The following is a 3,676-nucleotide window of genomic DNA, read 5'->3' on the forward strand; positions in this document are numbered from 1 at the left end:
GATAACTATAAATTATCGGAGGTTAAAAAATGAAGGCAAGCATCATAATTTCAACAAACAGCAACCGTACACTTTTTGAAAACTTTTTATTTCATTTATCACAATATCCCACTATAAATGAATATGAGATAATTGTTATCAATGACGGCGGAGAATACTCCATAAGTGAAGAGCAGTATAAAGACCTCGGACTTAATTGCGTTCATAAGATCGACCTTTCAGAAAAGCAAGGTTACGGCGCTGCAAATAATATCGCTACACAAAGCGCCAATTGTGACTATTTGATTTTTATGAATGACGATATAATACTAAAACCCGATTGTCTTGAAAAAATGCTGTCTGTATTGAAAAGAGATGATGTTTCGGCTGTACAGCCTAAATTGATATATCCGCAGAGTAATTTGGTACAAAGTACAGGACATATTTTTACTAAATTTACAAATGCCCACGCTCTCGAAAATGCACACATTGATTCAAGAATAGTAAATAAAAGCGGCGAAAGACAAGCGCTGACGACTGCCCTATGCGCAACGAAAAAGACTTCATTTTCAAAAATGGGAAAATTCAGTGCAGAATATTACAATGCATGGGAGGGTATGGAATATACATTAAAGCTCACATATAATGGTGAAAAGTGCTGGTATGCTCATGAGGCTGAGGCTTATCATATTAGAGGTGGGGCAAGGAATCAATATGAACTTAATGAGGAAGCTCAATCAGCTATCTTTTGGTCAAAATGGAGCAAAAATATTAAGGAGGATCTTCATAATATTATTTCCGCTCAACTTACCTCGAGTGAATTAAGCAATTATGTTGTATTGAATTTCTCAAAACTGCCTAATCCAGCGCCTATACTGGAAGCCTGCGGTATTCAGGTCGATAATATGGTTTCGTACACCTATATTTCAGGAGCAAAATCGTTAGATTTCTTTCGGTGTCTTCCAAATGCTTTTTGCAGATATGACGCCGATATTATATATTTTACTAATAATTATACTCAGGTAAAAAATAATCTTTTGTGGTTCAAATACGAAAAAAGAAAAAATGACTTGATAATAGATTTATCAGGTAATGTGCTGTCTGTTCGATCGCTTGTCACAAAATAAGATAAATGTTACCACAAACGTGGTTCTATATTGATCTTTTTCTTAGCAGCAGTGTCAAATGTAATAATATGCTTTGCTCGATAATCTTTTGCGATGCCGTGTTTTTTCGCATTTGAGCTGTTTATTACAGACAATAATGCACAGAATAAGTTGTTATAAAGCATTTCAACTCTTGGATTGTCGTTAAAATCGCAACTGCCTTTAACATAGTTCAGACATTTACTGCTTACTTCTGTATTTCCCAAAGCAAGATAGCATGCTGACAGTTTCAGGTTACATTTTATCAGCATACTTGTGTAACCGTTTATTCTGACTTGAGTAACTGCTGATTCTAAATTTTGAATATCGGGTTCATTACCTTTTTCATATTCAGTAATAAAATCTACATACGCAAGTTCAACATTACAATCAAGATATCTGCGATTTTCATTGCCCTTTTCATGTATTTTTTCAAGAAGTTCATGAGATTGTTTTAATCTGCATTCTGCCTTTTTAAGGTCTTTGGCATAAAGTCCTCTAGCACTATCCATATAAGCAAACGCTTTATAGTTCATATAATTATCCGAATTGATGCTTTTTATATATTTATCAAAAGTTTTTTCCGCATTTTCATAATCGCCAATAAGATACTGGGTCACCATTTTGCGGTTTAGGCAGTTATAATATGCGTACAAAGCCCTTTCACCATTGTTGCTCAAAAGAATCTTTGAATGTTTTTCCAGCATTTTGTCGATATCATCTACAAGAGTATCTACATCAAGACTCCAAAAGCGAAGATTAAATAATTCCGTTTGTGCTTCTAAGATCTTCTTTTCTCTTTTCGGATCATCATTATCGGAAGCCTGTGCTGCTATTGTAAAGAACTTTTTAGACTGCATTAAGGAATCACAATGATTTAAGCTGTCTGCATATTTAAATACTTCATATAAATTCTGATCTTTTAAGTCTATGTTTTGAAATATAATATCATATAAACACTTAGCTCTAAAAAAGTCAGATTTATTATAATACTCATTTGCTTTTTTTTGAAGTTGTGCTAAAACGTCATCTTTTTCGTCTACATTATTATTTTGCAACTTATCGATCAGTTCAAGCACGTTCGTGTTTTCATTTTCTGGCTTATCCGCTGTCTTATCATCTATTTTCCTGCTTAGTATGACTATTGAAGAATTGTACTGCATCTTAAAAGAAGCAAGCTGATGTTCCAGCAATTTCAAAATATCAAAAGATGTACTATTCGATATTTCAACAAAAATAATCGATCTATCTGGTACACTGTATTTATCAATCGTATATTTTTTCGAGTTTATTGAAAGATCTTTTATTGTATCGACAGCATAAATAGGGTCAGCAGCACCAATAAGAATTTTGCTCAGATATGTAGGACAATAGTTCAAAGTACTGTTTATTGCTTCCTCAATTGTTTCCTGTTCACCTTGATCGTTATAAATTCCAAATATGAGTAAGGCAAGTATTTTACACAATTCAACAGCATTCTCGCAATAAGAATCGTTAAAATGAAAATAGAAAAATCTTTGATCTTTTTCTGAAATAAGAGTAATATCGTTTCTGGATATCCCTGTAACATTAACTACTGAATTAACATTTGGGTGTAAAGAATCATTATGCTCTTTTTCAATTTTGACTATTTCTTCAATTAGTTTTTTATCAATAACAGGTGATTCTTTTATGGTAATACTGCACGTATAAGTTGAAATTTCATTTATTTTTACTTTAATTTCACTGTTGCCTGAATATTGACTATGATCTCCGTTACCTGATATAGTGATTTGATTATATCCTTGCTTTGCAATGATTTCAATGGTTTTTGCAGTTATATCTTTTGAGGTTCCTGATTTATCTGACAGATTTTCATAGGAAACTGAGTTTATATTGAAACAATTCGGTACAGATATTCTAACATTGCTGTCTGACTTCAAGAAAAAAGTGATAAGGATATTATATGGAACATGATACGAAAGTTCATTTTTTGGTTCAAGTATATTATACATATCAAAAACCTGTATTATACAATAATCACTTTTGCTGATTCCACTGAACTTTGCAGGCTTTATAATTTTGGAATTCAGATCTACATCTTTAACTCCAAAATTATAAAAATCCCCTTCGTGTGTTTTTAGCCATTCATTAACAAGATATCCGTTAACAAAAATGATTTTACTGATCATATTTTTGATGCCTACCAAATGGCGTGCCCTGACTACATATTGAAGAGAAATCCAACCGCTTGTTACAAGTATTAATTCATCTACATCATTTTTCAGAATAGCGGATAATAAAGTAGGATCCCATCTGCCTTTAGATACAGCTGTCGAATCTTCTTCAGTTTGTTTAGCTTCTCCCCATTTGCTCAGATCATCAACCACTGCCTCAAAATCTCTGTTATAATCACCAACAGCTTTTGTTATTTTCCAATTATAATCAGGAAAAATGGATCTCGCATAATTTGCTGCAAGCACCTCAAACTCTCTGGGGGTTAGTTCATTTATGTTGGCCATTGATTTTTTCTCTCCGAATATTGTGTTAGTATTTGATAATTTATAGTTATC

Annotated in this window: 2 protein-coding genes; one reads left to right on the forward strand and one right to left on the reverse strand. The window is 32.8% G+C overall.

All coding sequences use genetic code 11. The features are described from left to right. Positions 1-29: 29 nt before the first annotated feature. Positions 30-1,106, forward strand: a complete 1,077-nt coding sequence (locus AB5123_RS13955; RefSeq protein ID WP_117859680.1) for a glycosyltransferase family 2 protein — start codon at positions 30-32, stop codon at positions 1,104-1,106. Between the two features lie 8 nt (positions 1,107-1,114). On the opposite strand, the gene AB5123_RS13960 is transcribed toward AB5123_RS13955, so the two are convergent. Then, positions 1,115-3,625, reverse strand: coding sequence for a hypothetical protein (locus AB5123_RS13960; protein WP_117859679.1), 2,511 nt, complete (start codon positions 3,623-3,625; stop codon positions 1,115-1,117). Between the last annotated feature and the right edge of the window lie 51 nt (positions 3,626-3,676).

The organism is Ruminococcus sp. RTP21204st1_B2_RTP21204_210225 (assembly GCF_040914135.1).
GTDB lineage: Bacteria > Bacillota > Clostridia > Oscillospirales > Ruminococcaceae > Hominimerdicola > Hominimerdicola aceti.